We start from the raw sequence: 24634 nt of genomic DNA on the forward strand, positions 1-24634 counted from the left end.
GCAGTAGCAAATCAGGCGCGAGATTCAATGCCAGTCCAGGAACGGCGCGACCGGCAGCAGCGTCAGCAGCACGAACAGGGGGATCAGCACGGCGCCGGCGCGCAGGAGATAGCCGAAGAAGCTCGGCATTTTGATGCCGTTCTCGCCGGCGATGCTGCTCACCATGAAGTTCGGCGCGTTGCCGATATAGGTGAGCGCCCCCATGTAGACGGCCCCCATGGAGATCGAGGCGAGCGTGCCCGAGAGCTGGTGCATCAGCACTTGCGGGTCGCCGCCGGCCAGCTCGAAGAACAACAGATAGGTCGGCGCATTGTCGAGGAACGCGGACATCAGACCCGTGAACCAGAAATAGGCGACTTCGCGCGGCGCACCGTCCGGCGCAGTCACCGCCGACAGCAGCCAGGCGAAGGCACCGTGATGACCGGCATTGAGCATGGCAATGACCGGGATGATGGCGACGAAGATTCCCGCGAACAGTTTTGCGACCTCGCGGATCGGCTCCCAGGTGAAGCCGTTGGCCTGCCTGTGCTCGTCGGGCGTCAGCCATACCGAGAGCGCAGCGATGGCCAGCATCGCCAGATTGCGCACGACGTCCTCCAGTTCCAGCTTGGTGCCGAAAATGTCGAAGGCAATGCCAGGCTTCCACATCGCCGACGCCAGCAGGCTCGCGACGATGGCCGCGATCAGCACCAGATTGACGAGGCCGCGGATGCGCAGCGGCTCCCCGCGGCCGGTATCGGCGGCCGGCGGCTCGCTGCGAAAGCGCCAGAGGTCGATGACGGCGAAGATGGCGAGCAGCAGCCCGGCCACGATCGCGGTCTGCAACCAGATCGTCCGCGTGGTCCAGAAGAAGTCGACGCCATGCAGGAAGCCGACGAACAGCGGGGGATCGCCGAGCGGGCTCAGCGCGCCGCCGACATTGGCGACGAGGATGATGAAGAAAACGACGACATGGGTGTTGTGGCGCCGAGGCCGGTTGGCGCGGATCAACGGACGGATCAGGATCATCGCAGCACCGGTGGTGCCGACGATGCTCGCCCCGAACGTGCCCAGCGCAAGGATGCCCAAATTGGTCGCGGGCGTCGCCTTGATGTCGCCGGTGATGAGGATGCCGCCGGCCACGACATAGAGCGCGAACAGCAGCACGATGAAGCCGAGATATTCGGCGAGCATGGCATGGACGAGCGCCGCCAGCGTCGCCGTGCTGCCGGCAAAGACAATGAGCGCGGCAAGTGCCAGCACCGACCACGCAGCTGCGATCTTGCCGTAGTGATGATGCCAGATCTTCGGAAACAGCAGCGGGCCCAGCGCGATCGACAGCAACAGGCCGGCAAAGGGCAGCGCATAGGGCCAGCGCATCGCCGCCCCGTCCAGCCCGGTCGCCGCAAGCGCATCCTGGGGCAGAAGAGGCAGGCAGAAGACGGCAAGCGCAGAACCGCGGCGTGCAAACAAGCTGTCAATTGCCAATGAAGTCTCTCGCCGTTTCGATTGCGCCATATTGATCGAGATCGTCGTGCCCGCCGGCCATGCGGACGAACCGCTTGGGCTCATGGGCGAGCGCGAACAGACGCTCTCCGAACGCGATCGGAATGGCAAGATCGTTGGTGCCATGCATCACGAGGAGCGGCACAGTGACGCGCGCGATGCGCTCGTCGGAATGGAAGGGATCACGCATCAGCAGGCGGACCGGAACGTACCAGAACGATGCCGCCGCAATGTCGGCCGTCGATGTATAGGGCGCCTCCAGGATGAGTTTTCCAACGCGATGCTCCGAGGCGATGGCAACCGCGACGCCTGTCCCGAGTGAAAACCCCCAGGCGACGATGCGTTCCGCCGCATAGCGCGCGCTCGTGAAGGCATACGCGGCTGCAGCGTCGCGCAGCAGGCCCTGCTCACTCGGCGCGCCGCTCGAGCCGGCATAGCCACGATAGGACAGCGCGACGAGCCCGGTACCGTCAGCCGTCATCGCCTTGAAGCGGCTGACGCGGCCGGCGAGAAAATCACCATTGCCCGGGAAGTACAGGATCACGGGACGGCCGGGCTTTGCCGGCACGTGCCAGACGATGACCTTTTCGCCGTCCGACGTCGTCAGGATGTGCTCTTCCGCCCCGGGCAGGCCCGCGGCATCGGGGGCGGTGCGGCCGACGCGCGGGATCGGAAACAGCATCTCGCGCTGCCGGACATAGAGCATGACGAGACCGGCGCAATAGACGGTCACGAGCAGGACGGCGATCCACTTGAAGACGGTCATGATGCGCAGCAAGCCTTTCGGCTCAGGGCTTGCGCCGGCTCCGCAGCAATTTCATGACCTCGGGCCGCCAGGCAACACGCTGCTCGCGCGTCGCCTTCAGTGGCATGCGATGGGACCGGTGCCATTCCTGTCGATGGCCACGGTCCGGGTGCCTCGGCGCTACATCGCCTTGACGATGTTCTCGGTGACCTTCTTGGCGTCGCCGAGCAGCATCATGGTGTTGTCGCGGTAGAACAGCGGATTGTCGATGCCGGCGTAACCCGAGGCGAGCGAGCGCTTGATGAACATCACGGTGCCGGCCTTCCAGACCTGCAGCACGGGCATGCCGTAGATCGGCGAGGTCTTGTCCTCTTCGGCCGCCGGGTTGGTGACGTCGTTGGCGCCGATCACGAAGGCGATGTCGGCCTGCGCGAATTCGGAGTTGATGTCCTCGAGCTCGAACACCTCGTCATAGGGCACGTTGGCTTCGGCGAGCAGCACGTTCATGTGACCGGGCATGCGGCCGGCAACCGGGTGAATGGCGTATTTCACCTCGACGCCTTCCTTCTTCAGGATGTCGCCCATCTCGCGCAGCGCATGCTGGGCCTGCGCCACCGCCATGCCGTAGCCGGGCACGATGATGACCTTCTGCGCGTTCTTCATGATGAAGGCCGCATCGTCCGCCGAGCCGAGCTTGGCGGGCTTCTGCTCGCCCGTGCCGCCGCCGGCCGCGGCGGTCTCGCCGCCGAAGCCGCCGAGGATGACCGAGATGAAGGACCGGTTCATCGCGTGGCACATGATGTAGGACAGGATCGCACCGCTTGATCCGACCAGCGCGCCGGTGATGATCAGCGCCGAATTGCCGAGCGTGAAGCCGATGCCGGCCGCAGCCCAGCCGGAGTAGGAGTTCAGCATCGAGATCACGACCGGCATGTCAGCGCCGCCGATCGGGATGATCATCAGCACGCCGAGCACCAGCGCGATGATTGTGATCAGCCAGAAATCGACCGCACTGCCGGAACGAACCAGGCCGAAAATGAAGAACACCAGCGCCAACGCAAGCACGATGTTGATGATGTGGCGGAACGGCAGGATGATCGGCGCGCCGCTCATGCGCGCGGACAGCTTCAGGAACGCAATCACCGAGCCGGTGAAGGTCAGCGCGCCGATGGCGACGCCGAGCGACATTTCGATCAGGCTGGAGGCATGGATGTTGCCGGGCGTGCCGATGTCGAACGCCTCGGGCGCGTAGAACGCGCCGGCGGCGACCAGCACGGCGGCCATGCCGACCAGCGAGTGGAAGGCCGCGACCAGTTCCGGCATCGAGGTCATCGGCACGCGGCGCGCGATCACCGCGCCGATGGCGCCACCAATGGCGATGCCGAGGATCACCAGGATCCAGGCGACTCCGTCCGCCGGCGGATGACTGGCGAGCGTGGTCGCGACCGCGATGCCCATGCCGATCATGCCGAACAAATTGCCCTGGCGCGACGTCGCCGGGCTCGACAGCCCGCGCAGCGACAGGATGAACAGCACTCCCGCCACGAGATACAAAAATGCAGAGAGGTTGGCGCTCATCTCAGGTCCCCATTATCCCATCAGCCCGAGGTGGCCGCTTACTTGGCTTTCTTCTTGTACATCGCCAGCATGCGCTGGGTGACAAGGAAGCCGCCAAAAATGTTCACGCAGGCGAAGATGAGCGCGACGAAACCGAAGCCGCGCGCCCAGCCCGAGCCGCTCGAAACCATGCCGACGCCGACCGCGAGCAGCGCACCGACCACGATCACCGAGGAGATCGCGTTGGTCACGCTCATCAGCGGGGTGTGCAGCGCCGGCGTCACCGACCACACCACGAAATAACCGACGAAGACGGCGAGGACGAAGATCGACAGCCGGAAGACGAAGGGGTCGACGACCTGTGCAACATGCTCCATGGCGATCTCTCCTTATGCCTTCGGCTGGAAGTTCGGGTGGATGACGGCGCCGTCTTTCGTGAGCGCGGTCGCCTTGACCAGCTCGTCGTCCCAATTGACGGCGAGCTTCTTCTCTGTCTTGTCGACCATGGTCTCGATGAAGGAGAACAAATTGCGCGCATATAGGCTGGAGGCCGAGGCCGCGACGCGACCGGCGACATTGGTGTAGCCGACGATCTTGATGCCATCGAGATCGACGACCTCGCCCGGCTTCGCGCCTTCGACATTGCCGCCGCGCTCGACGGCGAGGTCGACCAGCACCGAGCCCGGCTTCATCGACTTGACCATCTCGGCGCTGACCAGCTTCGGCGCCGGCCGGCCCGGGATCAGCGCGGTGGTGATCACGATGTCCTGCTTCTTGATGTGCTCGGCGGTGAGCGCAGCCTGCTTGGCCTGATACTCCTTGGACATCTCCTTGGCGTAGCCGCCGGCGGTCTGGGCGTTCTTGAACTCCTCGTCCTCGACGGCGAGGAATTTTGCGCCGAGCGATTCGACCTGTTCCTTCGTCGCAGGCCGCACGTCGGTCGCGGTCACGACGGCGCCGAGGCGGCGCGCGGTCGCGATGGCCTGGAGGCCGGCGACGCCGACACCCATCACGAACACCTTGGCCGCAGGCACGGTGCCGGCCGCCGTCATCATCATCGGGAAGGCGCGGCCGAAGGCCTCGGCGCCCTCGATCACGGCGCGGTAACCGGCAAGGTTCGCCTGCGAAGACAGCACGTCCATCACCTGCGCGCGCGTGATGCGCGGCATCAGCTCCATCGCGAAGGCGGAGACACCGGCATCGGCGATCGTCTTCAGCGCGGCCTCGTTGCCGTAGGGATCCATGATGGCGATGACGAGCGCGCCGCGCTTGTACTGCGACAGCTCCGAGGCCTCGGGGCGCTTCACCTTGATGATGATGTCGGCGTCTTTCAGCGCGTCCGTGCTGACGGTGGCGCCTACGGCGGTGAATTCCGAATCCGGCAGGCCCGATTTGATGCCGGCGCCCGGCTCAACGGCGATCTCGGCGCCCAACGCCTTAAACTTCTTCACCGTATCAGGCGAAGCGGCGACCCGCGGCTCCGACGGATCGATTTCCTTGGCAACGGCGATCTTCATAGGCCCTCCGGCGGCGCGGGACAGCGCGCGCGCAAAACTAAGCGTTACTCCCGCAGCGTTCGATACCGGTTTTGGGACCGGCTTGGATGCAAATATTCTGGGCAGTGACTGCCGCTGGCGTGTGCAGCCTGCCGACAGATCAGGTCAGGAAGATCGCCATCAGAATGACGATGAGCGCGACCGAGGCCGTGCCGTACTTCACCAGCTTGATGAAGCCCTCATAGGTCTGCTCGTGGGCAACGTAATCGTTGCCGTCGGCGGTGGTGTACGCCACTTCGCTATGGTCAGCCATGTATTGTCCCCAGTCGAAAGTCGAATTCTTGGGCTGGGATACCGCAAAGCTTCGGGCAGGGCAACGGCACCTGGACGCGGTTTTCCCGCAAATCGGGTCATTTGGAATTCCAATTGTCCCGGATCCAGCGCGCGAGGCTTTCCTCGCTGACTTCGCCGGCGGCAAGGGACAGGACAATAGTGGCCGCTTCCGCTGGATCGGGAATAAAGGCAGCACCGTTCTTGTGCAGAAAGACCATCATCGCCATGAAAGCGATGCGCCTGTTTCCATCGACGAATGCATGATTTTTCGCAAGGCCGAATGCGTATGCTGCAGCGAGTTCGTCCATCGACGCCTGCTCACAGCGCCATTTGGTGACCGGCCACTCTAGCGCGGAGCGTAGCATGCCTTCGTCGCGCAATCCTGGCGCCCCGCCAAAACGGCGAAGTTGCCGGCCATGAATTGCGACGGCCTGCTCGTGGGTGATCCAGAGCGGCCCCTGAAGATCGCTCATGCGCGCAGCCGGCTATTTGGCAAGCGCGGCGAGCGTGTCGCGATATTTGTCCATCAGCTCGTCGGCAATTTCCATTGTCCGCCCGAAGTCGGGATCGTAAGGCAACAGCTGGAAACCACCGCCGGGTAGTTCCACGATGTGCAATTGCTGCCCGCGCTTGAGATCGAGCCGTTGCATCAATTCACGAGGCAGCAATAGCCCGTCCGAATTGCCGATCTTCTTGATCTCGATTTTCATGGCCGACATCTACCGCGTTATACATACGTATAACATAGCCAGAGGGTCGGTTGAACAGATGTTTGACGGACGTCGCCCGGCTCCCCTCAGCCCATCGCCTCCAGCTCGTCGATCATCCCCGCGATGACGCTGAGCCCGCCGTCCCAGAACTTAGGGTCCTTGGCATCCAATCCGAACGGCCGCAGCAGCTCGGAATAGTGCTTGGTGCCGCCGGCCGCGAGCATGTCGAGATAGCGCTCGGCAAAACCCTCGGCCGCGTTCTCGTAGACCGCATAGAGCGAGTTCACCAGGCAATCGCCGAAGGCATAGGCGTAGACGTAGAACGGCGAATGGATGAAGTGCGGGATGTACATCCAGTAGTTCTCGTAGCCTGCCTTGATCTCGATGGCCGGCCCCAGGCTCTCGCCCTGCACCGACAGCCAGATCTCGCCGAGCCGCGTCGCGGTGAGCTCGCCGTTCTTGCGCTCGGTGTGGACCGCGCGCTCGAACGAATAGAACGCGATCTGGCGCACCACGGTGTTGATCATGTCCTCGACCTTGCCGGCCAGCAGCGCCTGGCGCTGCTTGGCGCTCTTGGTCTGCGCGAGCAGCCGCCGGAAGGTCAGCATCTCCCCGAACACGCTCGCGGTCTCGGCCAGCGTCAGCGGCGTCGGCGCCATCAGCGCGCCGTTCTTCGCCGCCAGCACCTGATGCACGCCATGGCCGAGCTCATGGGCGAGCGTCATCACGTCGCGCGGCTTGCCCTGGTAGTTCATCAGCACATAAGGGTGCGCCGACGGCGTGGTCGGATGCGAGAAAGCGCCCGGCACCTTGCCCGGGCGCACCGGCGCGTCGATCCAGCGATCGGTGAAGAAACGCTCGGCAATGTCGGCCATCCTGGGCGAGAAGCCGCGGTAGGCCGTCAGCACCATGTTGCGTGCATCGGGCCAGCCGATGATGTCGGTCGCGGCAAAGGGCAGCGGCGCGTTGCGGTCCCAGTATGCGAGCCGCTTCTTACCGAACCACTTCGCCTTGAGCGCGTAATAGCGATGCGACAGCTTTGGATAGGCCGCGCGCACGGAAGCGACCAGCGCATCCACCACCTCGCGTTCGACGCGGTTGTTCAGATGGCGGGAATCCGCGACGTCCTTGAAGCCGCGCCAGCGGTCGGAGATGTCCTTGTCCTTGGCGAGCGTATTGGTGATCAGCGCAAAGGTACGCTCATTGGCCTTGAAGGTCTTGGCCAGCGCCTCCGCTGCGGCCTTGCGCTTGGCACCGTCGCGGTCCTGCAACAGATTGAGCGTCGGCTCGATCGCCAGCTCCTTGGACCCGACCTTGAAGCGCAGGCTGGAGATGGTCTGGTCGAACAGCCGGTTGAAGGCGGAATAGCCGGTCTGCGCCTTCTCCAGGAAGAGCTGCTCTAGCTTGTCGTCGAGCTGATACGGCTTCTCCTTGCGGAGATCCTCGATCCACGGACGGTAGTACGCGAGCTCGGGCGTTTGCATCGCGTGGTTCAAAATATCGTCATCGACGCGATTGAGCTCGAGCGCGAAGAACAACAGATGCGTGGACGCGGCCGTCAGCCGCTCGGAGACATCCCCGTAAAACTTTGAAATCTTGGGGTCCACGCTGTCACCGGCATGGATGAGGCCGGCATAGGAGCCGAGACGGCCGGCGAGATCGTCGATCGCCTCATAGCGTCGCACCGCCTCCGCGAGCCATTTTCCGCCATCTTCGTTTGCTGTCCCTGTCGCCAGCTTGCCCTTGTAGTCGGTCTCGAACGCGACACAGTCGGCATCCATCTTTTCGAGATCGCGCGCCACTTCCGGCGCATCGATCCCGGAATAAAGATCAGCCAGGTTCCACTCCGGAAGCTTGCCGGTCTTGCTCGCAGGCTTTGCCGACGAAGATCTGGCGAGTGACGTTTTGGAGGACTTTGCCTTGGCTGGAGTTTTCTTGGCGGCAGATTTCTTGACGGCGGATGCTTTAGCGGCAGGCTTGCGGAGAGCGTGCTTTTCAAGAGCGTTCTTGGAGCGCGAAGTCATTGTGTGGGAAACCTGTGTTCAACAATCGCGACGGCGGGCTGGGGCATCAAGGTTTAAGAGTGCGTTAATCGGCTTCGGCCAGAGTGCCCCGATTCGAGACAGATAGTAGTAGCGTGCGGGGAACACCATGGCTGCCAGTATTTTGATCGCCGACGACGACGCCGTAGCTCGCCGGCTGGTCGAGAACATGGTGCAGAAATGCGGCTATGAGACGGTCGTCGTGGATTCCGGCGACGCCGCGATCGCCGCCCTCACCGCCCCCGATGCAGCGCCGATCGATGCCGTCATCCTCGATCTCGTGATGCCCGGCCTCGACGGCATGGGCGTGCTGGCGAAGATCCGTGACGCCGGCCTCAGCGTCCCCGTCATCGTGCAGACCGCCCATGGCGGCATCGACAACGTGATTTCGGCGATGCGCGCCGGTGCGGCCGATTTCGTGGTCAAGCCGGTCGGTGTGGAACGGCTCCAGGTCTCCTTGCGCAATGCGCTCAACGCCTCCGCGCTCAAGGGCGAATTGCAGCGCATCCGGCACAGCCGCGAGGGCCGGCTGACCTTCTCGGACATCATCACCCGCTCCGAAGCGATGGCCGGCGTGATGCGCGCCGCGCAGAAGGCGGCGAACTCCGCGATTCCCGTTCTGATCGAAGGCGAGTCCGGCGTCGGCAAGGAGCTGTTCGCGCGCGCCATCCATGGCAGCGGCGAGCGCAAGGCAAAGCCGTTCGTCGCGGTCAATTGCGGCGCGATCCCCGACAACCTCGTCGAGTCCATTCTGTTCGGCCACGAAAAGGGGGCTTTCACCGGCGCCACCGAGCGGCACATGGGCAAATTCGTCGAAGCTCATGGCGGCACGCTGTTTCTGGACGAGGTCAGCGAGCTGCCGCTGACTGCGCAGGTCAAGCTGCTGCGCGCGCTCCAGGAAGGCGCGGTCGAGGCCGTCGGCGGCCGCAAGCCTGTCAAGGTCGACGTCCGCATCGTCTCGGCGACCAATCGCCGGCTGCTGGAGCGGGTGAAACAGGGACACTTCCGCGAAGACCTGTTCTATCGCCTGCACGTGCTGCCGCTGACGATCCCCTCGCTCCGGGCCCGGCGCGAGGACGTCCCGCATCTGCTCCGGCATTTCCTGGCGCGCTTTGCCGCCGAAGAGAACCGCCAGATCACCGGCATCAGCGGCGAGGCCATGGCACATCTCGCCCAACTCGACTGGCCCGGCAACATCCGCCAGCTCGAAAACGCCGTCTACCGTGCGGTGGTGATGAGCGAGGGCGATCAGCTCGGTCTTGGCGACTTCCCTCTGCTGGCATCGCAGCCGCATCCCGCAACCGAGATTCCGACCGCTCCGCTGATGCTCGAGCCGGCGGCGACCCCTTCAATGGTATCGGGGAATGAAATACCCATCGCGCCGCTCCCGGCCGCGGGAACTCTTGCCATGCTGACCCCGACCGGCGATGTCCGCGCACTCGAGGACATGGAGAACGAGATCATCCGCTTCGCGATCTCGCATTATCGCGGCCAGATGTCCGAGGTGGCCCGCCGCCTCAGAATCGGCCGGTCCACCCTCTATCGCAAACTCGACGAGGCCGGGGTTCCCGGGCATGGCGGCAAAAGCGGTGAAGAGACGCACTGAGCCTCATGCGAACGGAGGTTCGCGGGGCGATGCGAGACCGGCAGTAAGCCGTTCGCAAGACGATAGAATTCGACTGCGCCCTGAACCGTGACTTGGAAGTGACAGACACAGGGAAAAGCGCGTGGGACAAGCGCACAATCCGTTGCCAAGAGGCGCCCTTGAAGTCAGTTTGGCGTGAGTTGTCCCGGTTAGCGCTGGCTGCAAATCCGGGGCCTGTATATCGTCTGCGTATGAATCGTTGCGTGCAGGCGTGCAACTTTCGAGAGGCCGGCGCGATTTAGCCGAAACTCATAGGCGAAAAACGAAGCTGTTCCACGAGGGACAGTTCACCCGAGGGGTGCGACACAATGCGTGACTGTTTGAACCACCGTGCGGGCTTTGACCGTGTCTTGATGACGGTCGCGGCAACCTTCCTCACGGTGTCGGCCAGCTCGGCCCTGGCGCAGGATCAGGCGCGCAGCAGCGCTGCCGAGCTCGCGATCGAAGCCGCAATCCCGCGTCCCGAGCCCGCCAACGTCCCGCCGCCGACCGCCTCCGACGTCAAGCTCGACACCACCGCGACGCTTCAGGACTCGGCCAGGGAACCCGCGAAGGCCGCAGCCGCACCGGCGCCCGACAAGGTCGAGACCAAGCCTGCCGACATCGCGACCTCGCCTGCCACCGAGGCGCCCAAGAGCGAGTCCGCAAAAACCGAGCCCGCCAAATCTGAACCTGCCAAGGCTGACACCGCAACCGCCCCGCCCGTCGCTCCTGCGGCGCCGGCCGCCGAGCCGGTCAAGGCCGCAAGCAACGTTCCCGCCGCCGACCAGCCGGTCGCCGACAAGCTCAAGGACATCATCGGCGCCAAGACGTCGCGCTATTTCGACCGCAAGAACGAGCGCGCGGCGATCGAGAAGTTTTATGGCGCACGCGACTTCGCGCCGGTCTGGACGCAAGGCGGCAGCCTGACCGCCGCGGCCAAGGGCGTCATCGCGCGGCTGAAGGACGCGGCCTCCGACGGTCTCAACCCTGCCGACTATGCGGTGCCGGATTTCGCCAGCGCCACGACGCCCGATACGCTCGCCGACGCCGAGCTGAAGCTCACCGCCAGCATGTTCGACTATGCGCGCCACGCCCAGAGCGGCCGCATGCACTGGTCACAGGCCAGCGGCGACATCCTCTATCCCGAGCATCCGGTCGATCCGAACGAGGTGCTCGCCAAGGTCACGACCGCGGCGGATGCCTCCGCGGCGCTCGACAGCTACAACCCGCCGCATAAGCTCTACAAGGAGCTGAAGGCCAAGCTCGCCGAGCTGCGCGGCCAGGGCAACGGCCCGGTGATCGAGATCGCCGACGGTCCGGCGCTGAAATATACCCCGGCCGGCAAGAAGCAGGCCGAGATCGTCGTGGAAGATCCGCGCGTGCCGCAGCTGCGCGCCAAGCTCGGCATTACCGAGAACGCAAACGACACCCGCTACGACGCGGCCGTGGCCGACGCCGTGCGCAAGTTCCAGAGCGGCGCCGAGATGAAGGCGACCGGTATCCTCGACGACAAGACGGTCAAGGCGCTCAACACCCCGAAGCGCGACAAGCAGATCGACGTGGTGCTGGTGAACATGGAGCGCTGGCGCTGGCTGCCGCGGGACCTCGGCGCGCCCGCGCTCGGCGATGCCTATGTCATCCTCAATATTCCCGATTTCACCTTGAAGGTGATGCAGCGTGGACAGCAGGTCTGGACCACACGCGTCGTCACCGGAAAGCCGGGCAAGCAAGCCACCCCGCTCCTCACCGAGACGATGAAGTACATCACGGTCAACCCGACCTGGAACGTGCCGCCGTCGATCGTCTACAACGAGTACCTGCCGGCGCTGCAGCAGGACCCGACCGTGCTCCAGCGCATGGGCTTGAGGCTCGAGCAAAACCGCGACGGCTCGGTGCATATCTCGCAACCGCCCGGCGAAGCCAACGCGCTCGGCCGCATACGTTTCAACTTCCCGAACAAGTTCCTGGTCTATCAGCACGACACGCCGGACAAGCACCTGTTCGCCAAGGAAGAGCGCGCGTTCAGCCACGGCTGCATGCGCGTGCAGAATCCGGATCAGTACGCCTCCGTGCTGCTCAACATCGTGATGCCCAGCGAGAAGTACACGCCGGAGCGTATCCGCAGCATGTACGGCAAGAGCGAGATCGACCTGAAATTCCCAACGCCGATTCCGGTCAACATCACCTATCAGACCGCTTTCGTGGACGACGCCGGCAAGCTGCAATTCCGCAAGGATGTGTATGGCCGCGACGCGGTCATGATCAACATCCTGAAGGGCAACCGCGGCAAGGACCTCGAGGCCATCGTGGCGCACTCGCAGCCGAGCTATTCGCGCCCGGCGACGACGCTGCCGTCAGGGGTAGCGGTGGCCAACAACGGCGGTGGCTTCGGCTCGTCCGGCCCGAACTTCTTCGAGCGGCTGTTCGGAGGCGGAGCCCCGACCCCGCCGGCCCCGATCGGCCGCAGGACCCAGCAGCAGCGGGTGTTTACCCGCTAAGCTCCGTTCGACGAATTCTGCAACGAAATCAGCGGCCCCGTCCCATGGACGGGGCCGCTTAACGTTAACCATTGTCCACCTAGGCCCGGGCGATGGGCGTTTTTTTGCCACAGTCAACCGGTTAGGTTTGTATTCTGACTTGGTTTGGGGGCGGGAAGGTCAACCTCAAATTAACCTTCTCGCTTTAATAAAGCGTTCATCCTCTTTCGCGCGGCTACGGGGTTGGCGGGAGAGTCCATTTTGAACGCTCGTCGACTGGGTGGGCTCATACGTGCTGACTGGTCTCGCACGCCAATTCGTTGTGCTGTCGTTGTCCCATGCGGGAGTGAAGGCCGGATCCAGGATCGGCCTTGCTGCCGCACTGCTGCTTGCTGCCGCAGGTTCGGTTCATGACGCCGCCGCGCTGAACGAGACCAAGACACTCTCCTTCCACCACACTCATTCGGGCGAAGACCTCACCGTCACCTTCAAGCGCGACGGGCGCTATGACGAGGCGGCGCTGAAGCGGCTCAACCACTTCCTGCGCGACTGGCGTACCCAGGATGAGACGGTCATGGACCGTCGCCTGTTCGACATCCTCTGGGAAGTCTACCGCGACGTCGACGGCAAGCAGCCGATCCAGATCATCTCCTCCTACCGATCCCCCGCCACCAACGCCATGCTCCGCCGCCGCTCCTCCGGCGTGGCGCGCGCCAGCCAGCACATGCTGGGGCATGCGATGGACTTCTACATTCCGGGCGTTCCGCTGGAGCAGATCCGCTTTGCCGGCCTGCGCCTCCAGCGCGGCGGCGTCGGCTTCTATCCGACCTCAGGCTCGCCCTTCGTGCATCTGGATACCGGTAGTGTCCGGCACTGGCCGCGTATGACGCATGACCAGCTCGCCCGCGTCTTCCCGGATGGAAAGACGGTGCATCTGCCGACCGACGGCACGCCGCTGAAGGGTTACGAGCTCGCCAAGGCCGAGATCGAGCGACGCGGCAGCGGCGAGGATTCCGGCAGCAAGCCGAATTTCTTTGCCGCCCTGTTCAAGGGCAAGTCGGCAGCTCCGGCCAGCAGCAGCGACGAGGATGACGAGGGCGCGCCCGCCCCGGCCGCGAAGCCGGCGGCTCCGACCGTGGTCGCCGCCGCGGCGGTCAAGCCTGCCGAACCGGTGCCGACGCCGCGCGCCAAGCCACAAATGGCCGCCACGATCCAGCTCGCCTCGGCCGATGCGCAGCTCGTCGCGGCGCCCAAGCCGAAGCCTGCCCCGGTGGCTGACAAGCCGGCCTCCGGCAAATCTCTTGACGGCAAGCCGGAGACCCCGGCCGACATCATCAATGCCCGCGGCTTCTGGGATGATGTGCCCGCGCCGCAACAGGCGACGCCGGCGCAGATCGCTGCGCTGAAGGCCCGCCAGGCCCTTGCCGCTGCCACCGATCCGCAACCCACCGCGAGCGTGTCCAACACGGCCCTTCAGGCGCTGGCGTTCGCGCCGGCCGCCTCTCCGGTTGACCGCGCCAATGTCGTCGCCGCCTCGGCGCCGATCCCGCGTTCCGCCCGCCCCGCCTCGCGCAGCCTCGCTCAGGCGACGGAGGTCAATACGGTGGTCGGCAAGAGCGTCGACGGCATGGTCGCGACCGCGACCCGTCTCTCCGCCGCCAAGGGCGAGAGCATCTGGCTCAAGATCGTGATGCTGTCCCCGAGCGCCAGCCGTGCGATGTCGGTCACGCTGATGGGCGAGTTCGATACGGCCGCCCTACGCGCCTATTTCGTCAAGCCGCGGGCCGTGATCGCGATGGGTTTCGTCGACGATCCGATGCAGGGCCTGTCCTGCGACAGCTTCTCGGGCAACGCGACCGCGAAGCTCGAGACCACCTCGTTCGTCGTGCGCACCGCCGCGCTGCGCTGAAGCTGGTAGGCTTCACCACGTCCAAGCACGTAACCTTTACCGCGCTTTCCGTCCCCGCCGATCCAGGTGATACGTCAACGCCAGCGACAGGCAGACGATGAGCTCCTGCTTCGGCAGCTTGCCCGCCACCGGCAACAACAGCGCCCTCGTCTGCCGGTATTCGAACTGATCGGGAAAGCGCTCGCGAAACGCGTCGATCAGCGTCGTCTTGCAGTTGAACAGAATGGCGGCGTGTGTGGAGTCCTTGATGCGGCCGAGCCGGATCGTCGAGCCGCTGCCGGTCTCATCGGTCAGGTAAGCCGGCTCGCCCCATTTCAACGTTTCCGTGAGCCGGCCGACATCGTCATGCGCCGCGGCAGTCGCGAAGATCAAGTCCCGCACCTGAAGCAGCCGCTTGCCGATCGGCCCTGGAAGAGCGCCAAAGGCGCGGCTCACCTCGCGCGGCAGCGCCGGTGCAGTCACGGCGGTCTCCGTTCACAGCCCAGGTGCAGCATCGCCGATTTGTAGCGCCGATGGAGCGCAGCGCAATCCCGGAAATGCTTCCGCACCGCAAGCACGCGAATCTTCCTGCGCTCGGTCGCGCCGCGGCAGTGGTGGTGAGGCGCCAACGCCTCAGAGCATTCCCAGCGCCTGCATGTAGGTTTCGAGAATGGTCTCGGCCTCGGCGCGCTCGTTCGGGTCCTGCTTGCGCATTCGCACGATGGTGCGCAGCGCCTTGACGTCGTAGCCGTTGCCCTTGCTCTCGGCATAGACGTCGCGGATGTCGTCGGAGATCGCCTTCTTCTCTTCCTCCAGCCGCTCGATGCGCTCGATGATGGATTTGAGCTGGTCCTTGGCAAATTTCGTCGCGGGCTCGTCGTCGCGGACGGCGGCGGAGGTGGCCATCTAGGTACTCCCAATGGAACTGGCAAAACGAGGTGACGCCGGCATCCTCACCGCGCGTGCTGGGGAGAACCCTTAGGGTTGGTGCCGACTGCGTTCAAGGCAGCATCGCGCTCGTCCACAGCGCGCCCACATCTTCCTGCGACAGCGCAAAGAAACCTGTTGTGTGGTGCGACTCAGCGCGGCGGCGGCCGAGGCCGCTCAATGCCCGTGGGGATGGACCTTCTTCATGGTCTCGAGCTGCTCGGACGTGGCCGCGCCCTGGTACTTCGCTTTCCAGGTCTCATAGGGCATGCCGTAGACGGCCTCCCGGCTCTCGTCCTTGCTCAAGGCGACGCCTTGGGTGTCGGCAGCTTCCTTGAGCCAGTTGGACAGGCAGTTGCGGCAGAAGCCGGCGAGATTCATCAGGTCGATGTTCTGAACATCCGTCCGCGTCTTCAGATGATCGACGAGGCGCCGAAATGCGGCCGCCTCGAGCTCGGTTCTGGTTTTGTCGTCGATTGCCATAGCTGTATCCCCTTGGGCCTGCCCCGATGGAGGTCACCCTTACGGGATCAGGTGGGGCCTGTCACAGATTTTGCCATATCCCGGCGCAAACTCGCCCGGCGATGGAATGGCCGCTGCTTGGGCCGGTTCCCGACCCCTACGCCAAATCGTCAATGATCTGGTATAGCTACCGCGACAATGATTGCCGAATCTCCCCGCTCCCCGCTTCGCCTGCTCGCCCGGTTGGTCCCGGTGCTGGTGATCGCCTTGCTGTGCCTCTGCGCCAGTCCGGCCTCCGCCGATTTCCGCCTCTGCAACAACACGTCGAGCCGGGTCGGCATTGCGCTCGGCTACAAGGACGCCGAGGGCTGGACCACCGAAGGCTGGTGGAACATCTCGTCCCGCTCCTGCGAGACCCTGCTGCGGGGAACGCTCGTCGCCCGTTACTATTACATCTACGCGATCGACTATGACCGCGGCGGCGAGTGGTCGGGGCAGGCCTTCATGTGCTCGCGCGACAAGGAGTTCACCATCCGCGGCACCGAGGATTGCCTCGCGCGCGGCTACGACCGGACCGGCTATTTCGAGGTCGACACCGGTGAGCAGCGAGCGTGGACCGTGCAGCTGACCGACGCCAACGAACAGCCGGCGCAGCAACGCGTACCCGGCCTGCCTGGTCCGGTTGGCCCGGGCGGGGTTCCGGGTTTGCCCAACAGCCCGCCCGGTGGTACGCCCCCCGCCGCGCCTGGGCTCCCGCCACCTCCCTCGCCACCGTCTGGAAGTAAGCAATGAGGCGTCTTCGCCGTATCAAGATTCTCGCGACGCTGGGACCGGCCTCTTCGGATCTCGCGATGATCCGCCGCCTGTTCGAGGCCGGCGCCGACTTGTTTCGCATCAACATGAGCCACACCCCGCATGACAAGATGCGGGAGCTGGTGGCGACGATCCGCAACGTCGAGAGCAGCTATGGCCGGCCGATCGGCATCCTGGTCGATCTCCAGGGTCCGAAGCTCAGGTTAGGTGCCTTCGCCGAAGGCTCGGTGCAGCTCCAGAACGGCCAGACCTTCACGCTCGATTCCGACAAGGCGCCCGGCGATGCCACGCGCGTCCACCTGCCGCATCCGGAGATCCTGGCGGCGCTGCGGCCCGGGCACGCGCTGCTGCTCGACGACGGCAAGGTACGCCTGATCGCGGAGGAAACCTCCAAGGAGCACGCGGTGACGCGTGTCGTGGTCGGCGGCAAGATGAGCGACCGCAAGGGCGTCAGCCTGCCCGACACCGATTTGCCGGTCTCCGCCATGACGTCGAAGGACCGCGCCGACCTCGAGGCGGCGCTCGTCACCGGCGTCGACTGGATCGCGCTGTCCTTCGTGCAGCGCGCGGACGACGTGCTCGAAGCCAAGAAGATGATCCGCGGCCGCGCTGCCGTGATGGCCAAGATCGAGAAGCCGCAGGCGATCGACCGCCTCGCCGACATCATCGAGGCCTCCGATGCGCTGATGGTGGCGCGCGGCGACCTCGGCGTCGAGCTGCCGCTGGAGCGCGTTCCGAGCCTGCAGAAGCAGATGACACGGATGGCGCGCCGCGCCGGCAAACCGGTGGTGGTCGCGACCCAGATGCTGGAATCGATGATCCAGTCGCCGGTGCCGACCCGCGCCGAAGTCTCCGACGTCGCTACCGCCGTCTATGAGGGCGCCGACGCCATCATGCTGTCGGCGGAATCGGCGGCCGGCAAATTCCCGGTCGAGGCGGTCTCGACCATGAACCGCATCGGCGAGGAGGTCGAACGCGACCCGACCTACCGCTCGGTGATCACGGCGCAGCGCCCCCCGCCGGAATCGACCGCCGGCGATGCCATCGCGGATGCCGCACGGCAGATCGCCGAAACGCTGGACCTGCCCGCCTTGATCTGCTGGACCTCGTCAGGCTCGACCGCCGTGCGCGTCGCGCGCGAGCGGCCGAAGCCGCCGATCGTGGCGATCACGCCGAACATCACCGCCGGCCGCCGGCTCGCGGTGGTCTGGGGCGTGCATTGCGTGGTGGCGGAGGACGCGCGCGACCAGGACGACATGGTCAGCCGCGCCGGCCAGATCGCGTTCCGTGACGGCTTCGTCCGCGCCGGCCAGCGCGTGATCATCGTCGCCGGCGTGCCGCTCGGCATTCCCGGCACCACCAACATGGTGCGCATCGCCTCGGTCGGCCCCGAAGGCGACGCGAACATTTAGGTCCGGCAGGCGCCGCCAAACAAAAAATCGAAAAACAACCCCATGCAAAGGAGCCGGAGGGTCCGGCGGGCTTGCTGCGGTCTTGCGGAAAGGCTCGCTCCGTCAACGACATGAGCGAGGTCAGGCCGCCGCCCGGCCGCGCGGCCGATGTTACGCGCCAACCAGCGCCTTCGTCGTCGGCAGCAGCGTCTGCTGGACGACCAGGCCGCGGGCGCGGGCGTCCATGACGCCGACCGCGCGCAGGGCCAGCAGCGTCACGGTCTGCACCGCGTCGCGCATCTTGACGGGATCGTCGAGATTGTCGGGCGCGAGCGGCCCGACCAGGGCCTCATGCAGCGCGCCGAGCAACGCGGTGGCCGCGAGCGCGGTGTCCTGCGCCGGCAGGTGACCGGCACGCACCGCGGCGTCGATCCGGGATGCGATCTCGCCCGCGATCTCGCGCCGGCTGGCAAGCCTGGAGGCGCTGACATCGACATCGACGGGCTCGGCCAGGATGCCCCAGGCGAGCCTGCGCTGCGACAGGGTATGGACCGCCACGGTTGTCACGGCCGCGGCCAACGCCGAGGACGGCCCGGGCGCCGCATCGGCCGCCCGGCGGATCGCCGCGAGCTCGTCGCGGGAGACCTCGGCAATCAGTTCGGAAATCAGCTCGGCCTTGGAGGGGAAGTAGCGGTAGACCGTGCCGGCCGCGACATTGGCCCGGACCGCGACCGGCGCGATCTGCACCGCCGCCATGCCGCCTTCCGCCGCCGTCTCCCGCGCCGCCGTCAGAATCGCACTGCGCCGCGCCGCAAGGCGCTTAACCACTTGATGCGTCCGCCGATAAACCATGGCGCGCTTCCTGTCCCACACGCCTGCCGCACGCCCTGCGGCCGAACGCTTCGTCACGCAAAAGATGCAAATCGCCCCGCAAGGACTGAACAACTATTCAGGGTGAATGACAAGATGGAAATGCGTGACGCGTCACGGCGATCCGGACTGGAGCGCCTCCGCGGCTCGGCATTCCCGTCGTGCTGGCACTGACGGAGCGCCACGTGCGGTTGCAATTGTTCATGCTCGCGATGAGCCTCGCGCTCGCCGTCACCATCACGATCTCCGCGCTGGTGCCCGCGATCGGCACCTCTTACGCATTGAATTTGCCGGCCGCGCATTTTTCCCGAGATCAACACCGCGGTCTATGCCGGACAGTTGCGCGGCATCCGCCGTGCTCTACGTGTGGGCGCTGTGGCCGTGCGCTGCCTCGGCGGCATTGCGCTCGCCGCAGCATCGATCTGGGTCGTGAAATTCTACCTCGCCCGGAGCCGCGCGGGTCTGCTGCGCCGGCTTCGTCGAGCAGACTGGCAAGCCTGGCCCAAGAAAGCTGAAGAGCTAGCTGAAGAGCTGAGCTGAACTGACGAACCAGCGACGAGCCTCGCCCCAAACGAAAAGAGCCCCGTCGAGGACGGGGCTCTTCGAATCCCTGGTTCGTCCGGCCTTACTTGAGGCTGGTCGAGATCGAGGTGAACTTGGTGTTCAGCGTGGTGCCGAGATTGTTGACGACGGTGATGATCGCGAGCGCGATGCCGGCAGCGATCAGGCCGTATTCGATGGCGGTGGCGCCGGATTCATCCTTCACGAAACGCGCAACGAGGTTCTTCATAGAAGTGCTCCAAATGAGTACACGAGGCTTACAACTGATCCGGTCTCTTCGGCTTCCCAGCGCCGCCCGACCTTGAAACCGAACGTAGAGGCAAAGAATTGCGCCGCAGTTAATTCGACTGCGTAAACACAGGGCGGGTTGCGTGTATTCGCCGATGGTAAATGGAAATCTAGAACAATCCGTTAAATTGTCGGGACATGAAACCGCGATAGCGTGGCCGGTTTACCCCAAGTTATGACCGCTATGGTCCAATGCCGACCGCTCGGCCTGAAGCGGCCCTCCGGGTCCGGATCGCGCTCGATGACAAGAACAACAGGACGACGAGGCGGCATGTCCCTTTCCTTTGCCAACAGCATCGCGGTGCAGAGCCGCGCGAGGGCCCTGGTGCCGCTGTGCGTCGGTGCCGGCGCCTATCTGTTCTACCTCTTCGTCGGCGACACGCTGCTTCAGGATTCCGACTCGTTCTGGCAGATCAAGATCGGGCAATGGATCCTCGATCACGGCGCCATGCCCACCACCGACATCTATTCCTTCACGCGAACCGGCGCGACGTGGATTTCGACGTCATGGCTGTCGCAGGTGCTGTTCGCCTTCTCCCATGCGCAATGGGGCTGGGCTGGCCCGGTCATCCTCACCGCGATCGCGATTGCGCTTGCGCTTGCAATCTTCGTCTATCTGCTCGACGCGCAGATCGAGGCACCGCGCGCCGTGCTGTTCGCGATGCTGGCCCTGCTGCTGTCGATCCATCACGTGCTGGCGCGTCCGCATATCCTGGCGCTGCCCGTCATGGTGGCGTGGGTCGGCCTGCTGATGGGAGCTGCCGACCGCAGGAGCGCGCCGTCCTGGACCTGGCTGCCGCTGATGGCGCTCTGGGCCAATCTGCATGGCGGCTTCGTGCTGGGCCTGGCGCTGATCGGACCGATTTCGCTCGAAGCGGTCGAGCATGCCGAGAAGGGACAACGCCTTCGGCTGTTCATGCGCTGGGTCCTGTTCGGAATCGGCGCGCTGATTGCGAGCTGCTGCACGCCCTATGGGTGGCGGACGCTGCAGGGCGCGACCAACATCCTCGGCCTTGGCGAGCTGCTGTCGCTGATCTTCGAATGGGCGCCGGCGAACTTCGCCACGTTCACGTCCTTCGAAGGCGCCCTGCTCGCCCTGATCGCATTCGGCTATTATCGCGGCCTGGTGCTGTCGGCGCCCCGGATCTTCCTGATCCTGTTCCTGACCTGGAGCGCACTGACCCATGTCCGGAGCATCGAGGCATTTGCGTTCATCGTGCCGCTGGTGCTGGCAAAGCCGCTCGGCCAGATGTTCCCGCGCCCGGCGCCTGACGCCACCGATGGCGACCGCTGGCCGGCCCGCTATGTCACCGCCCTTGGTGCACTGATGATCGTGGCGGCGAGTTGGACCTCGACGTCGCTCTACTTGGGGCACCACCGCTTTACCTTCACGATGACGCAAACGCCCGTTGCGGCGGTCGACCTGCTCGAGCAACGCAAGGTGCAGCGCATCTTCAACGCCTACCAGTTCGGCGGCTACCTGATCTCGCGCGACATTCCGGTCTTCGTCGACGGCCGCGCCGAGCTCTATGGCGAGAAATTCGTCATGGACTTCTTCAAGGCAACGGAGGGCAAGAAGCCCGAGCTGCTGCCGCGCCTGCTCGACGAGTACAAGATCGACGCGACGCTCCTGGTTGCCGATGCGCCGGGCCCGCAGATCCTCGACCAGCTCAAGGGCTGGAAGCGGATCTATGCGGACGACATCGCCGTCATCCACGTGCGCGAGGACGGACAGAGCGCGGATAGCAGGTCCACGCCCGCGGCCTCGAATTGAGGCGCGGGACGATGCCGTCCCTGTTCCTGCCGACCGAGCGAGGATCCAGCACGACATTGAGTCCCGCGATCGTGCTCACGATCGCCTGGGCGGCGATCGTGGTGGCGCTCGGACTTCCCGCGATCAAGGCCGGCGTGTTCGACACCTTGTCGACCGACGACGCGATGCGACTGGTCGAGGTACGCGATCTCCTGGCCGGCCAGGGCTGGTTCGATCTGATCCAATACCGGCTCGATCCGCCCGGAATCGCGATGCACTGGTCCCGCATCGTCGATGCGCCGCTAGCCCTGCTGATCCTCTCGTTTCGCCCCCTGTTCGGCCAGCATGCTTCGGAAGCGCTCGCATTGGTCGCATGGCCCTCGCTGTTGTTGGGCGCCGCGCTCTGGCTCGCAACGGCGATCGCGGGTCAGGCAAGCGCCGCGGCCGAGCGGCCGCGGATCCAGCTTGCCACGATTCTGGTCACGTCGCTGTCGATCCCTGCCCTGATCCACTTCCGCGCCGGCGCGATCGATCATCACAATGTGCAGATCGTGTTGCTGCTCGGCTTCATGTTGTGCATCACCGATCTCGAACATTCGGCATTCAGGGCGGCATCGGCGGGATGTCTGGCGGCGCTTTCGCTGGCGATCGGATTGGAAATGCTGCCTGCCATTGCCGTGGCGAGCGCGGCCGTGGTCGGTCTCCTGATCTGGAAGGGCGCTCACGTGCTGCGCTCCGCCTGCGCCTATGGTGCAGGCCTCGCCGGATCAGCGCTGCTGCTGGCATTGCTGCTGCTCCCGATGAGCAATCTGGCGAAGCCCGTCTGCGATGCCTTCGGAGGCCCCATCCTGCTGTTGTCCGCGGGCGGCGGCATCGCGCTGCTCGCGGTGGCCGGCGTCAGCTCTCCGCACAGCTCCCTGTGGAGGCGCCTTGCGGCGGCTGCAATTATGGGTGCGCTCCTCTTGGGCGCGTTCTTCAAATCCTATCCGAGCTGCGTTGCCTCGCCCTACGCACAGGTCGATCCCCTGCTCGTCAGCTTCTGGCTCGACCGGGTCACCGAGACCATACCGGTGACGGAGCTGGCGCGGATGCAGCCGCAGAAGCTGCTCGGGTACTACGCGTTTCCCTTGCTGACGCTCGGCCTGTGCGTGGCCGCCATCATTCGCGACAGGCCCGAGAGGCGCTTTCGCTGGATCGTCTCGACCGTCACGCTCGCAGCGCTGTACGGCATCAGCCTGTGGGAATTGCGCGGCGCCGCCGCCGCCAACATCCTTGCCGCGCCGCTCTGCGTCATGGCGATCGCGGCGCTGCGCACGCGTGTCGTTGCCGATTGGGGGCTGGTGCGTGCCGCACTGCTGGTGTCGCCCGCCACACTCGGCGGCATCGGCTTTGCCGTCTGGCCGGCATTCGCCGGGGCGAGCCGCCATGAGATCGCGGCGCCCGAGCGCAACGTCTCCTGCCAGACCATCTCCAGCGCCGCTCCCCTCGCTGCCCTGCCGCCCGGTCGGATCATGGCGCCGATCGACTCAGGTCCGGCGATCCTGGCAGTAACCGGTCATTCGGTGTTCGCCGGCCCCTACCATCGCAACAATGACGGTAACCTCGCCATGGTGCATGCGATGACGGCGCCGCCGCAGGCCGCGCGTGCAATGCTCGGCGTGCGAGAAGTCGATTACATCCTGACCTGCAACGGCTCCGCCGATCAGGAAGATCTTGTCCGGATCGCGCCGGAGGGCCTCGCCGCAGGGCTCGGCCGGGGGGAAGCTCCAGATTATCTGGAGCGAATCGAGGCTGCATCTCGATCCGGTATGACCGTCTGGCGCGTGCGCAAGTGAGGGCACGCAAACCGCAACTGAAGCTGCAGATCCAGCCGCTCTGTTCGGCCTTGGGACGATCTCGGACCTGTGGGCCGCATCAAGGCGCAAACGCGCGCTCTATCCGAAGAAATCGATCAGGAGCAACGCGGCGCTTGTGCACAGTCCCGCCACCGGCACCCAAATGGGCACCAGGAACACGCCGGCAGGAGGTTTCGATTCGTTCGTCTTGATCCGGAGAAGCGCCAGGTTGACCAGGACGAAAGTTCCAAGCGTCAGGCGTGAGGTCCATTCGGCCAATCCGGTCAAGGGAACGCCGAGGGCGAGAATCAGGATGGCGCCGACGCCGAAGAGGGTTGCCACCACAGGCGCGCCGCTTCTGGTGCTCACCCTCGCCAGAAGGGCCGGAAGGTTGCCCTGATCCGCGAGACCGTACAGCACACGTCCGATCATGAGCATGTGAACGATGATCCCGTTGACCGTCGCGACGATCGCGACGGCGCTCAGCACCGAGAGGGGAAGACCGGTCAACCGCTGAAATACCAGGGCGAGCGGGGCCGAGGAGTGTGCAAGTTCGGCCGGGGGCACCGCGACCACCGCAACCCAGACGACGGTCATGTAGAGGAGCGCCGTCACGCCGAGGGTGATGAGAAGCGCCCTAGGCAGGGTCCGGGAGGGATTCTTCATTTCCTCGGATATGTTCACCAGGTGCTCGAATCCGATGAATGCAAATACGGCGAGCAGTGACGTCTGTGCGATCCCTGTCCAGGCGACCTTATCGTTGATGGGGACCCACAATTCAGGCAGTCGGGACACCAGGGTGTCGCCCTGAAATAAGCCGGCCCCGACAATGAGGACCAATCCTCCGATCTCCACGACCGTCATCAGCCCGGCGAAGCTGATGGACTGAACCGCGGACAGGCAGGCGATCGCTCCCATCGCAACCACGACGCCAGCGATGATCCAGCTCGCAGGCAGCGGCAGGAATACGCCGATGTAGCCGGCGCTCCCAACCGTGATGGTCGCGCCCGAGATCGTCGCTGCGGCCACCACGAGCAACCCTGTGGCCCCGCCGAGCCATTTTCGATGGAATGCGGCCTGGACATAAGCCGCCTCGCTGGCCGCAACCGGCAGACGCGTGCCCAGTTCAGCAAAAGTCCCGGCCGTCACGCCCATCACGACGGCAGCAGCAAGGAACGCCAGAGGTGCGTGCATTCCGCTCCGCGCGGCGGCCGCCCCCACCAGGACGTAGATCCCGGCGCCGATCGTCACGCCGAGCCCGTACAGCACCGCGTGCGTCAGCGTGAGCGACCTGATCAGCCTTGGAGAACCACCTGGCGCTTTTCCCATGGCAGGTTGCTGACTGGCATCTGTTCCGGCCTCCTGCATGACCGA

At 65.1% G+C, this 24634-nt stretch carries 22 protein-coding genes; 7 read left to right on the forward strand and 15 right to left on the reverse strand.

Going from position 1 to position 24634, the window contains the following annotated elements; genetic code table 11:
- Positions 1-24 precede the first annotated feature (24 nt).
- From ACFDR6_RS00545 to ACFDR6_RS00585, 9 genes are all read right to left on the reverse strand, one after another.
- Entirely contained in the window at positions 25-1497 is a 1473-nt protein-coding gene (locus tag ACFDR6_RS00545; protein WP_375857045.1) for a sodium:proton antiporter, read from the reverse strand.
- Entirely contained in the window at positions 1457-2251 is a 795-nt protein-coding gene (locus ACFDR6_RS00550; protein WP_212088182.1) for an alpha/beta hydrolase, read from the reverse strand. Before ACFDR6_RS00550 ends, ACFDR6_RS00545 begins: the two co-directional genes overlap by 41 nt.
- Before the next feature lie 159 nt (positions 2252-2410).
- Positions 2411-3808 carry an NAD(P)(+) transhydrogenase (Re/Si-specific) subunit beta gene (locus tag ACFDR6_RS00555; protein ID WP_317241065.1) on the reverse strand — a complete coding sequence of 466 codons (1398 nt, stop codon included), beginning with the start codon at positions 3806-3808 and terminating at the stop codon, positions 2411-2413.
- A 38-nt stretch (positions 3809-3846) separates the two neighbouring features.
- The gene (locus ACFDR6_RS00560; RefSeq protein WP_028138374.1) at positions 3847-4164 is read right to left on the reverse strand and encodes a proton-translocating transhydrogenase family protein; all 318 of its coding nucleotides are present in this window, start codon (positions 4162-4164) and stop codon (positions 3847-3849) included.
- Between the two features lie 12 nt (positions 4165-4176).
- Positions 4177-5304, reverse strand: coding sequence for a Re/Si-specific NAD(P)(+) transhydrogenase subunit alpha (locus tag ACFDR6_RS00565; protein WP_375857046.1), 1128 nt, complete (start codon positions 5302-5304; stop codon positions 4177-4179).
- Between the two features lie 139 nt (positions 5305-5443).
- A complete protein-coding gene (locus ACFDR6_RS00570; protein WP_008136857.1) occupies positions 5444-5596 on the reverse strand; it encodes an aa3-type cytochrome c oxidase subunit IV in 153 nt (50 codons plus the stop codon).
- 97 nt (positions 5597-5693) lie between these two features.
- Positions 5694-6089: a type II toxin-antitoxin system death-on-curing family toxin gene (locus ACFDR6_RS00575; protein ID WP_375857048.1), complete on the reverse strand. Its 396-nt coding sequence runs from the start codon at positions 6087-6089 to the stop codon at positions 5694-5696.
- 12 nt (positions 6090-6101) lie between these two features.
- Positions 6102-6326 (reverse strand): AbrB/MazE/SpoVT family DNA-binding domain-containing protein, encoded by a 225-nt coding sequence (locus ACFDR6_RS00580; RefSeq protein WP_212088174.1) that lies wholly within the window; start codon positions 6324-6326, stop codon positions 6102-6104.
- An 86-nt stretch (positions 6327-6412) separates the two neighbouring features.
- Complete coding sequence (locus ACFDR6_RS00585; RefSeq protein WP_212088172.1) at positions 6413-8350, reverse strand: M3 family oligoendopeptidase; 1938 nt, start codon at positions 8348-8350, stop codon at positions 6413-6415.
- Between the two features lie 127 nt (positions 8351-8477).
- Between ACFDR6_RS00585 and ACFDR6_RS00590 the strand changes: the two genes are divergently transcribed.
- The 3 genes from ACFDR6_RS00590 (at position 8478) to mepK (ending at position 14381) form a co-directional block, all read left to right on the forward strand.
- Positions 8478-9974, forward strand: coding sequence for a sigma-54-dependent transcriptional regulator (locus ACFDR6_RS00590; protein WP_212088170.1), 1497 nt, complete (start codon positions 8478-8480; stop codon positions 9972-9974).
- Positions 9975-10321: 347 nt separating this feature from the next.
- A complete protein-coding gene (locus tag ACFDR6_RS00595) occupies positions 10322-12493 on the forward strand; it encodes a L,D-transpeptidase family protein (protein WP_212088168.1) in 2172 nt (723 codons plus the stop codon).
- Positions 12494-12764: 271 nt separating this feature from the next.
- On the forward strand, positions 12765-14381 hold the full coding sequence (gene mepK, locus ACFDR6_RS00600; protein WP_375857050.1) for a peptidoglycan L,D-endopeptidase MepK: 1617 nt from the start codon (positions 12765-12767) through the stop codon (positions 14379-14381).
- Between the two features lie 36 nt (positions 14382-14417).
- Here mepK and ACFDR6_RS00605 read toward each other — a convergent pair whose 3' ends face one another.
- The 3 genes from ACFDR6_RS00605 to ACFDR6_RS00615 form a co-directional block, all read right to left on the reverse strand.
- Positions 14418-14843 carry a DUF1801 domain-containing protein gene (locus tag ACFDR6_RS00605; protein ID WP_212088164.1) on the reverse strand — a complete coding sequence of 142 codons (426 nt, stop codon included), beginning with the start codon at positions 14841-14843 and terminating at the stop codon, positions 14418-14420.
- Between the two features lie 150 nt (positions 14844-14993).
- Positions 14994-15266, reverse strand: coding sequence for a DUF2312 domain-containing protein (locus ACFDR6_RS00610; protein ID WP_014492426.1), 273 nt, complete (start codon positions 15264-15266; stop codon positions 14994-14996).
- A gap of 198 nt (positions 15267-15464) precedes the next feature.
- Complete coding sequence (locus ACFDR6_RS00615; RefSeq protein ID WP_375857052.1) at positions 15465-15770, reverse strand: DUF1244 domain-containing protein; 306 nt, start codon at positions 15768-15770, stop codon at positions 15465-15467.
- 177 nt (positions 15771-15947) lie between these two features.
- Here ACFDR6_RS00615 and ACFDR6_RS00620 point away from each other — a divergent pair, with 177 nt between their 5' ends.
- Positions 15948-16541, forward strand: a complete 594-nt coding sequence (locus ACFDR6_RS00620; RefSeq protein ID WP_212088154.1) for a DUF1036 domain-containing protein — start codon at positions 15948-15950, stop codon at positions 16539-16541.
- Positions 16538-17974, forward strand: coding sequence for a pyruvate kinase (gene pyk, locus ACFDR6_RS00625; RefSeq protein WP_212088152.1), 1437 nt, complete (start codon positions 16538-16540; stop codon positions 17972-17974). Before ACFDR6_RS00620 ends, pyk begins: the two co-directional genes overlap by 4 nt.
- 150 nt (positions 17975-18124) lie before the next feature.
- Here the strand turns inward: pyk and ACFDR6_RS00630 are convergent, their stop codons facing one another.
- Positions 18125-18805 carry a TetR/AcrR family transcriptional regulator gene (locus ACFDR6_RS00630; RefSeq protein WP_212088150.1) on the reverse strand — a complete coding sequence of 227 codons (681 nt, stop codon included), beginning with the start codon at positions 18803-18805 and terminating at the stop codon, positions 18125-18127.
- Positions 18806-19448: 643 nt separating this feature from the next.
- The gene (locus ACFDR6_RS00635) at positions 19449-19613 is read right to left on the reverse strand and encodes a Flp family type IVb pilin (protein WP_027545569.1); all 165 of its coding nucleotides are present in this window, start codon (positions 19611-19613) and stop codon (positions 19449-19451) included.
- A 330-nt stretch (positions 19614-19943) separates the two neighbouring features.
- Between ACFDR6_RS00635 and ACFDR6_RS00640 the strand changes: the two genes are divergently transcribed.
- Positions 19944-21446, forward strand: a complete 1503-nt coding sequence (locus ACFDR6_RS00640) for a hypothetical protein (protein ID WP_317241073.1) — start codon at positions 19944-19946, stop codon at positions 21444-21446.
- An 11-nt stretch (positions 21447-21457) separates the two neighbouring features.
- Positions 21458-23260, forward strand: a complete 1803-nt coding sequence (locus tag ACFDR6_RS00645) for a hypothetical protein (RefSeq protein WP_375857054.1) — start codon at positions 21458-21460, stop codon at positions 23258-23260.
- A 99-nt stretch (positions 23261-23359) separates the two neighbouring features.
- On the opposite strand, the gene ACFDR6_RS00650 is transcribed toward ACFDR6_RS00645, so the two are convergent.
- Positions 23360-24628: an APC family permease gene (locus tag ACFDR6_RS00650; RefSeq protein WP_249153345.1), complete on the reverse strand. Its 1269-nt coding sequence runs from the start codon at positions 24626-24628 to the stop codon at positions 23360-23362.
- Between the last annotated feature and the right edge of the window lie 6 nt (positions 24629-24634).

The sequence above is a fragment of the Bradyrhizobium tunisiense genome (assembly GCF_042263385.1).
GTDB lineage: Bacteria > Pseudomonadota > Alphaproteobacteria > Rhizobiales > Xanthobacteraceae > Bradyrhizobium > Bradyrhizobium tunisiense.

Coding starts and splice junctions, on each gene's coding strand:
- ACFDR6_RS00615 (WP_375857052.1), bottom strand. CDS start 15,770: ATGGCAATCGACGACAAAACCAGAACCGAGCTCGAGGCGGCCGCATTT.
- ACFDR6_RS00635 (WP_027545569.1), bottom strand. CDS start 19,613: ATGAAGAACCTCGTTGCGCGTTTCGTGAAGGATGAATCCGGCGCCACC.
- ACFDR6_RS00550 (WP_212088182.1), bottom strand. CDS start 2,251: ATGACCGTCTTCAAGTGGATCGCCGTCCTGCTCGTGACCGTCTATTGC.
- ACFDR6_RS00560 (WP_028138374.1), bottom strand. CDS start 4,164: ATGGAGCATGTTGCACAGGTCGTCGACCCCTTCGTCTTCCGGCTGTCG.
- ACFDR6_RS00645 (WP_375857054.1), top strand. CDS start 21,458: ATGCCGTCCCTGTTCCTGCCGACCGAGCGAGGATCCAGCACGACATTG.
- ACFDR6_RS00545 (WP_375857045.1), bottom strand. CDS start 1,497: ATGGCGCAATCGAAACGGCGAGAGACTTCATTGGCAATTGACAGCTTG.
- ACFDR6_RS00555 (WP_317241065.1), bottom strand. CDS start 3,808: ATGAGCGCCAACCTCTCTGCATTTTTGTATCTCGTGGCGGGAGTGCTG.
- ACFDR6_RS00640 (WP_317241073.1), top strand. CDS start 19,944: ATGTCCCTTTCCTTTGCCAACAGCATCGCGGTGCAGAGCCGCGCGAGG.
- ACFDR6_RS00590 (WP_212088170.1), top strand. CDS start 8,478: ATGGCTGCCAGTATTTTGATCGCCGACGACGACGCCGTAGCTCGCCGG.
- ACFDR6_RS00595 (WP_212088168.1), top strand. CDS start 10,322: ATGCGTGACTGTTTGAACCACCGTGCGGGCTTTGACCGTGTCTTGATG.
- ACFDR6_RS00650 (WP_249153345.1), bottom strand. CDS start 24,628: ATGCAGGAGGCCGGAACAGATGCCAGTCAGCAACCTGCCATGGGAAAA.
- ACFDR6_RS00565 (WP_375857046.1), bottom strand. CDS start 5,304: ATGAAGATCGCCGTTGCCAAGGAAATCGATCCGTCGGAGCCGCGGGTC.
- ACFDR6_RS00570 (WP_008136857.1), bottom strand. CDS start 5,596: ATGGCTGACCATAGCGAAGTGGCGTACACCACCGCCGACGGCAACGAT.
- pyk (WP_212088152.1), top strand. CDS start 16,538: ATGAGGCGTCTTCGCCGTATCAAGATTCTCGCGACGCTGGGACCGGCC.
- ACFDR6_RS00585 (WP_212088172.1), bottom strand. CDS start 8,350: ATGACTTCGCGCTCCAAGAACGCTCTTGAAAAGCACGCTCTCCGCAAG.
- ACFDR6_RS00620 (WP_212088154.1), top strand. CDS start 15,948: ATGATTGCCGAATCTCCCCGCTCCCCGCTTCGCCTGCTCGCCCGGTTG.
- ACFDR6_RS00575 (WP_375857048.1), bottom strand. CDS start 6,089: ATGAGCGATCTTCAGGGGCCGCTCTGGATCACCCACGAGCAGGCCGTC.
- ACFDR6_RS00610 (WP_014492426.1), bottom strand. CDS start 15,266: ATGGCCACCTCCGCCGCCGTCCGCGACGACGAGCCCGCGACGAAATTT.
- ACFDR6_RS00630 (WP_212088150.1), bottom strand. CDS start 18,805: ATGGTTTATCGGCGGACGCATCAAGTGGTTAAGCGCCTTGCGGCGCGG.
- ACFDR6_RS00580 (WP_212088174.1), bottom strand. CDS start 6,326: ATGAAAATCGAGATCAAGAAGATCGGCAATTCGGACGGGCTATTGCTG.